This is a genomic window from Bacteroides sp. 1_1_30, assembly GCF_020982715.1.
Classification (GTDB): Bacteria; Bacteroidota; Bacteroidia; order Bacteroidales; family Bacteroidaceae; genus Bacteroides; species Bacteroides xylanisolvens.
This window is the reverse complement of the sequence record NZ_JAJKHN010000144.1, coordinates 1-7,634: the sequence shown is the minus strand read 5'-3', so window position 1 is coordinate 7,634 and position 7,634 is coordinate 1. Positions and strand designations below refer to the sequence as shown.

The window sequence follows — 7,634 nt, the reverse complement described above, 5'->3', positions numbered from 1 at the left end:
TATTTACACCGCTACCAGCTTTCTCCGAGAAACCGATTAGCATGAACATTTTTTGTAATGCTTTATTACGGCATACGCTGTCTCCCCCTGAATAATATTGTGTTTTGCTGACCAACATTGTTCCGGGATTCTTGAAGCGGTATTTATCTACCCACTGTTCAACAACAATGTTTCCTTCTTCCGAGAAATCACAATGAATAAGTGTGTTGATAAATGCTTCACGTATTGCAATATGTGTGGGAGTCTCATCAATTCGTATACCATTTCTTATTTGGAAAGGTTTAGGGAGTATGACAGTCAGTTTAGGGTATACTTTGCGATAAAATTGGAAGAGATTTGCTTCCCAAGTTCCGTCCGGGCAGATACGATCTGACCATCTGATAGAATCGTCTGCTCCTAAATGTTCCCTATAATCTGGAAAATAATTAGGAGCGCATTCAGGATCTGTGATACTTTCTGTTTTGCCGAACATAAGTATTCCGGCTAAAGTGAAACCTTCCTCTTTAGTATGCCGGTCTTTACGATACGCTTCCAATTTTGTCAGAAATTCCAGGTCATTCAGGCTAAGCCATGGATGAGATGGTTTCAGATTGGCAAATAGTTGCCTGTATTGTGTCAGGGTTTCCTTATCAATATCTTCTATGGAATAATTGCACAGGATTCTGGAATCACGTGGGTGGTTTTCGTCCGAATCTGCAATCAAGCGTTTCACTTCAGCATCTGTACATTTATAATCGCCTTCATGGTTACGTTTAAATGTATGTCCGCCAAAAGGATTTCTTGTTCTGTAGATAGGACGTTGTATACGGGTTGCACGAGGAACATAAATGAGGAGCAGATTTTTTCCTTTATAACAACCTTCATACAGGTCGTTATCAGAAAGCAGATTCTCATTTACACAATCCGGATTATTAATCTGATTCCAAAAGTCTTTTTTGTACTGGCTGATTTGTTCTTTTGTCAGTCCTTCAATAATGAATTGCTGTTTATACTCTTTCACACCAAGTATAATAACTCCTCCATCTGTATTGGCAAAAGAAGAATAAGTGTCCCATAAACTGTTGGGAAGACCATCTTTGGCAATCTTGAATTCCAAATCTACAGCTTCCTCTTTTTGTATCAACGAGTCTATATAGTCGGTGAAATCCCACTCTTCCAGATTGTTGAGTACGATTGGTTTCTTATTTTCCATTTCTTCTTTCTGCTTTATTCTCTGCAAAAATACGGATAAATTCGTACCTTTGCACACTTCTATCATATTAATGATTATTGGACAGTAAAATGAATATAAAAGATTTTGAAATAATGGCTCCTGTGGGTTCGCGCGAATCTCTTGCTGCGGCCATTCAGGCAGGTGCCGATTCTATCTATTTCGGTATAGAAAACCTGAATATGCGTGCCCGTTCGGCTAATACATTTACGATTGATGATTTGCGGGAAATAGCCCGTACGTGTGACGAGCACGGGATGAAGAGCTACCTGACGGTCAATACGATTATCTATGATAAAGATATTCCTTTGATGCATACCATTGTCGACGCAGCCAAGGAAGCGGGAATTTCTGCGGTGATTGCAGCTGATGTGGCAGTGATGAATTATGCCCGTCAGATAGGACAGGAGGTGCATCTTTCCACCCAGTTGAATATCTCCAATGCGGAGGCCTTGAAATTCTACGCGCAATTTGCAGATGTGGTAGTATTGGCCCGTGAGTTGAATCTGGAACAGGTGGCCGAGATTTATCGTCAGATACAGGAAGAACATATTTGTGGTCCGAGCGGCGAACAACTTCGTATCGAAATGTTCTGCCACGGCGCGCTTTGTATGGCAGTATCGGGTAAATGCTATCTCTCTTTACATGAGATGAATCATTCGGCCAATCGCGGTGCTTGTATGCAGGTATGTCGTCGTTCTTACATGGTTCGTGATAAGGAAACGGATGTGGAACTGGATATTGATAACGAATATATCATGTCTCCCAAAGACTTGAAGACCATCCATTTTATGAATAAAATGTTGGATGCCGGTGTACGTGTATTCAAGATTGAAGGTCGTGCCCGTGGACCTGAATATGTACGTACGGTGGTTGAATGTTACAAAGAAGCTATCAAGGCTTATTTGGATGGAACATTCACCGATGAAAAGATTGCGGCTTGGGATGAACGCCTGAAAACCGTATTCAACCGTGGCTTCTGGGATGGATATTACTTGGGACAGCGTTTGGGCGAATGGACTAGGAATTATGGTTCGGCAGCTACGGAACGTAAGATTTATGTAGGCAAAGGTATCAAATACTTCTCCAATATCGGAGTTTCCGAATTCCTGGTAGAAGCTGCTGAAGTAAGTGTAGGCGATAAGCTTCTCATTACAGGGCCGACTACCGGTGCCCTATTTATGACTTTGGAAGAAGCCCGTGTTGACTTGGAACCTGTGCAAACAGTGAAGAAGGGACAGCATTTCTCTATGAAATCGGATAAGATACGTCCCAGTGATAAGCTGTATAAACTGGTATCGACCGAAGAATTGAAGAAGTTCAAAGGGCTCGATATTGAGCAAAAAAGAGGCTAACTGTTATTTCTCAACTTTTAATTCTCAATTCTCAATTTAAATGAACTATATCTATGAATTGGAAATGAAGGTTCGCGATTACGAATGTGACCTTCAAGGTATTGTCAATAATGCCAATTATCAGCACTATCTGGAACATACCCGTCACGAGTTTCTGACTTCGGTGGGTGTCAGTTTTGCTGCACTTCATGAGCAGGGAGTTGATCCGGTAGTGGCACGCATTAGTATGGCATTCAAGACTCCATTGAAAAGCGGAGATGAGTTTGTCTCGAAACTATATATGAAAAAGGAAGGTATCAAATATGTGTTTTATCAGGATATCTTCCGTAAGAATGATAATAAAGTAGTAGTGAAATCCACTGTTGAGACGGTATGTGTGGTAAACGGACGTTTAAGTGACAGCGAATTGTTCGATAATGTCTTTGCGCCCTACCTGAAATGAACAGCTCGGAAGAAGAACAAATTTATAGTATTGCTCTGACAATGGTGCCCGGTATCGGGCACATAGGAGCAAAACATTTGATAGATGGAATGGGTAATGCCGTTGATGTCTTCCGTTTGCGCAAAGAAATACCGGAACGTATTCCAGAAGTAAGTCAACGGGTGATAGAGGCATTGGATTGTCCACAAGCTGTGCTCCGCGCCGAACAAGAATATGAATTTATTCGGAAGAATCGGATCTCTTGTCTGTCTTTTCATGATGAGGCTTATCCTTCCCGTTTGCGGGAATGTGAAGATGCCCCTATTGTTCTTTTCTTTAAAGGAAATACCGATCTAAATTCCCTTCATATCCTGAATATGGTAGGAACCCGTAATGCTACTGATTATGGGACACAAATCTGCGCCTCTTTTCTGCGGGATCTGAAAGCACTTTGTCCTGAAGTGCTTGTAGTCAGCGGTCTTGCTTATGGAATCGATATTCATGCGCATCGTGAAGCTTTGGCCAATGAATTACCTACAGTAGGTGTTTTAGCTCATGGGCTGGATCGTATTTATCCTCATGTCCACCGGAAAACAGCTGTTGACATGCTTGAAAAAGGGGGATTACTGACCGAATTTCTGTCCGGCACCAATCCCGACCGGCATAACTTTGTCAGCCGTAACCGTATTGTCGCCGGTGTGTGTGATGCTACAATTGTCATTGAATCAGCAGAGAAAGGCGGTTCACTGATTACAGCCGAACTTGCCGAAGGTTATCATCGCGACTGTTTCGCTTTCCCCGGTCGCGTGAATGATGAATATTCAAAAGGATGCAACCTGTTAATCAGAGAAAACAGAGCTTCTTTGTTATTATCAGCCGAAGATTTTGTGAAGGCTATGGGCTGGGAGGTTAGTGCTCATTCGGCAAAAGTGGCAAATGTGCAGCGTAGTCTTTTTCTTGATTTGTCTGAAGAGGAGCAAAAGGTTATTGAAATTCTTGAGAAACGAGGCGATTTACAGATTAATACATTAGTAGTTGAAGCGGATATTCCCGTGCAGAAAATGAATACGATTCTTTTCGAGCTTGAAATGAAAGGTGTAGTTCGTGTGTTGGTAGGGGGAATGTACCAGTTATTATAGTAATTTCCTGATAATTTGTATACTTTATATTGTGGAGAAACAGAAACCTTTTCGTATTTTTGGCAAAATTTCGAAGGTACAATGAGCATGGCAAAAAAGACAAAAGCAGATAAAAAGACGAAAAGCACAGTGAATAAAGTTTCTTATCATTATCGACCGGACAATATGACTTTGCAAGACTGGCAGATTGCTTTGCGGAGGCAGGCGGCAATGAAAGAGAAGTTTGTAATATCTGAGAGAGACAAAAAAGAATATCCCGGTTATTATACGGTGATAAATCCTACATCCGGCAATGAATATAATGTGGTATATAGAGGACATCAGAGTCCTTGGAATTATTGTTCGTGTATGGATTTTAAGGCAAGCCAATTGGGTACTTGCAAACATTTGGAAGGAGTCAAACTATGGATTAGAGAGAAAAGACGTAAAGTTTGCCGTGTCACGCCACCGTATTCTTCCGTATACCTGTCTTATCAGGGAGAGCGTAAAGTTTGCTTGCGAATCGGTACGGACAATGAGGAGGAGTTCCGCAAACTGGCAAGTCCTTATTTTACTCCCGACGGAGTGATGCGCCCTGCCGCCATTGACTCGATAACTGAATTCTTGAGGGCTGCTACCCGCCTGAATAACACATTCCGTTGGTATCCCGACGCACTGGGATTTATACTTGAACAGCGTGATTTGCGGAGGCGGTCGCAATTGCTACCGGACTATGCTTCGGACACAGCATTGGACACATTGCTGAAAACAAAACTTTACCCTTATCAGAAAGAAGGAATCCGTTTTGCTTTTCGTGCCGGAAAATCTATCATCGCGGATGAAATGGGACTGGGCAAAACTATCCAGGCTATTGGAACGGCTGAACTGATGAGGAAGCATCAGTTTATATCTTCCGCTCTGATTATATGCCCTACATCATTGAAATATCAATGGAAAAAGGAAATAGAGCGTTTTACCGATGCCAAGGCTATTGTGGTAGAAGGAAATCACCTGACCAGGAAAGTGCTATATGGAGCGGAAGAATTTTATAAGATAGTGTCTTACAACAGTGTGTGCAATGATATTAAAATCTTGAAGTCTCTTCATACTGATTTCCTTATCATGGATGAAGTGCAGCGTCTGAAGAACTGGAATACTCAAATATCCAAAGCAGCCCGTCATATTGAGTCGGATTATTCGGTTATTTTATCCGGTACTCCATTGGAGAATAAGTTGGAGGACCTTTATTCCATCATGCAGTTTGTCGACCAGTTTTGTTTGGGACCTTATTATCAGTTTCTTGACCAGACTGTTGTCCGGTCGGATACGGGTAAGGTGGTTTCTTACAAGAATCTGAATGCCATTGGCGAGCAGATGAAGAACGTACTGATTCGCCGCCGGAAAAAAGATGTAGCTCTCCAGTTGCCCGGGCGGATGGATAAAGTTCTGTTTGTGCCGATGACTGAGCAACAGAGGAATATGCATGATGAATATCAGTCTATCGTGTCGCAACTAGTATTCAAATGGACGAAAACCCGTTTCCTGAGTGAGAAAGACCGGAAGCGGCTATTGTTGATGCTTAGCCAGATGCGTATGCTTTGCGACAGCACTTATATTCTTGACCAGAAAACCCGTTATGATACGAAGGTGGAGGAAACGCTGAATATTCTCAGGAATGTCTTTGAGAGTGGAGATGAGAAGGTGGTTATTTTCAGCCAATGGGAGAGGATGACTCGTCTGATAGCGAAAGAACTGGACGTTTTAGGTGTCCGGTATGAGTATCTTCATGGGGGGATTCCTTCCGAAGCCCGTAAAAATCTGACGGATAACTTTACCGAACTGCCGGAAAGCCGCGTCTTTCTGTCAACTGATGCCGGAAGTACAGGGCTGAATCTGCAAGTTGCGTCTATACTTATCAATCTCGATCTGCCTTGGAATCCGGCCGTTCTCGAGCAGCGTATTGCCCGTATTTATCGTATCGGTCAGAAAAAGAATATCCAGGTTATCAATCTTGTTGCCAGCCAGACTATTGAAGAGAGGATGTTGTCTACCCTCAACTTCAAAACTTCTCTTTTTGAGGGTATCCTTGATAATGGTGAAGATACCATCTTCTTGGAAAACAGCAAGTTCGACAAGATGATGGATAGTCTCAAGGTGGTGGCCGAACCGTCTGAAGAAGTGGACGGAGCGCATAATCGTATGGCGGGCTGCAGTATTGATTTGAATGATAATGAAGAGAAAGTTGTGGAGGAAACGGCTGTTTTGCAAACGACGGACACGGATTCATTGGCATTGCTTGAGGAAGAAACACCTGAAGAAGGAGTAACAGAGGTGAGTACGGAAAAGAAGTCTTCTGTATCTGCGGCAGATAATAATCCGGAGCAATTGCTTCAGCAGGGATTTTCTTTCCTTAGCGGACTGGCACGTACGCTTAGTTCGCCAGAAGCTACTCAGAGATTGGTTGATTCTATTGTAGAGGAAGATAAGGAGACAGGTCGGACTAGTATTCGGATACCTGTATCTGATAAAGAGAGTGTAGCGGGGATTCTGAATTTGTTCGGGAAACTGTTGGCGGCAGGGAATAAGACATAAAAAAAGGAGCAACGCCTTGCTCCAACCTTTGTTAACCTTAAATCTAATACTATGAAAAAAATCACATGACAAATATAAGCCTTCTTCTTGCCCTTTCCAAATAATTTTGTTGTATTTGTTTCTCTTTTGAATTCTTTTACGGATTTTCACTGTTAACGGGCACAATATGCTTCCATTCCCAGTGATGTTCGAGATTCTGTATAGCTTTATTGCTGAGTTTGCTTTAAATTTCTTCACATACCGGCATATCCATTCCCTTATACACCACCACAATCTTATGAAGTTGTGTGGCACCGACCACATTCTTCACCGTCTCGGTTTCTGCATAGCGGTTAGCTTGTGTAATCCCTTCCAGACGCAGTTCTTCCACACGGCTTTCGGGGTCTTTATATTTGGCGTATTTCAGTTCTACAATGTAGCTGTGCTTCATGCCAGAATAGATATCCAGTAGCGGACAGAGGAAAATATCGACATATCCTGCCTGTGTATCCTGTTCGGAAATGGGACGGTAGAAGCGGTTCTGTGCCGTCATGGCAAGCGTAAAGCCGTGGACAAAAAGTTCACCTTTCTGTTTGTCGCGTTGGGAAGTGTAACGTTTCAGGCAGTCGGCAATATAACCGAAATAGGCTTTCCAGTTAGCGTGGTAGGCAAGGGTGCTGGCAGTTCGTTCTTCTCGTAACCGCTGAAACTGAGATCGGCTTCGTCATAAGTACTCAGCAGATAGGTGTAGATTTGTTCGCGGACTACCTGATTGGGGATGGTAAATTTAGTCTTTCCTTCATACATACCACTGACTGATAGTAAGCATGCCGAAATAATAGAGCAGGCTCACAAAGTTGTCGGGGTTGGTGATCCCTGGGTGCTTTGCCTCGTTGAATATAATTCTTGACGAAGTAGAGCACCATATTTGAGTTGTACATGGTGGTTTCGCCATAACA

5 protein-coding genes and 1 pseudogene are annotated in these 7,634 nt (G+C 42.7%); 4 read left to right on the top strand and 2 right to left on the bottom strand.

Translation table 11 applies throughout. The features are described from left to right. Positions 1-1,258 (bottom strand): helix-turn-helix domain-containing protein (locus LPH68_RS24895; RefSeq protein ID WP_230297201.1); only part of this gene is annotated, 1,258 nt, incomplete at its 3' end. 23 nt (positions 1,259-1,281) lie between these two features. On the opposite strand from LPH68_RS24895, the gene LPH68_RS24890 reads away from it, so the two are divergent. The 4 genes from LPH68_RS24890 (at position 1,282) to LPH68_RS24875 (ending at position 6,696) form a co-directional block, all read left to right on the top strand. Then, complete coding sequence (locus LPH68_RS24890; RefSeq protein WP_118407132.1) at positions 1,282-2,565, top strand: peptidase U32 family protein; 1,284 nt, start codon at positions 1,282-1,284, stop codon at positions 2,563-2,565. A gap of 40 nt (positions 2,566-2,605) precedes the next feature. Next, entirely contained in the window at positions 2,606-3,007 is a 402-nt protein-coding gene (locus LPH68_RS24885) for a thioesterase family protein (RefSeq protein WP_007757582.1), read from the top strand. After that, a complete protein-coding gene (gene dprA, locus LPH68_RS24880) occupies positions 3,004-4,125 on the top strand; it encodes a DNA-processing protein DprA (RefSeq protein WP_192923122.1) in 1,122 nt (373 codons plus the stop codon). Before LPH68_RS24885 ends, dprA begins: the two co-directional genes overlap by 4 nt. Positions 4,126-4,212: 87 nt before the next feature. Further along, complete coding sequence (locus LPH68_RS24875) at positions 4,213-6,696, top strand: DEAD/DEAH box helicase (protein ID WP_192923121.1); 2,484 nt, start codon at positions 4,213-4,215, stop codon at positions 6,694-6,696. 223 nt (positions 6,697-6,919) lie between these two features. On the opposite strand, the pseudogene LPH68_RS24870 reads toward LPH68_RS24875, so the two are convergent. Continuing rightward, positions 6,920-7,634: pseudogene (locus tag LPH68_RS24870) on the bottom strand (PD-(D/E)XK nuclease domain-containing protein); the annotation flags it as partial.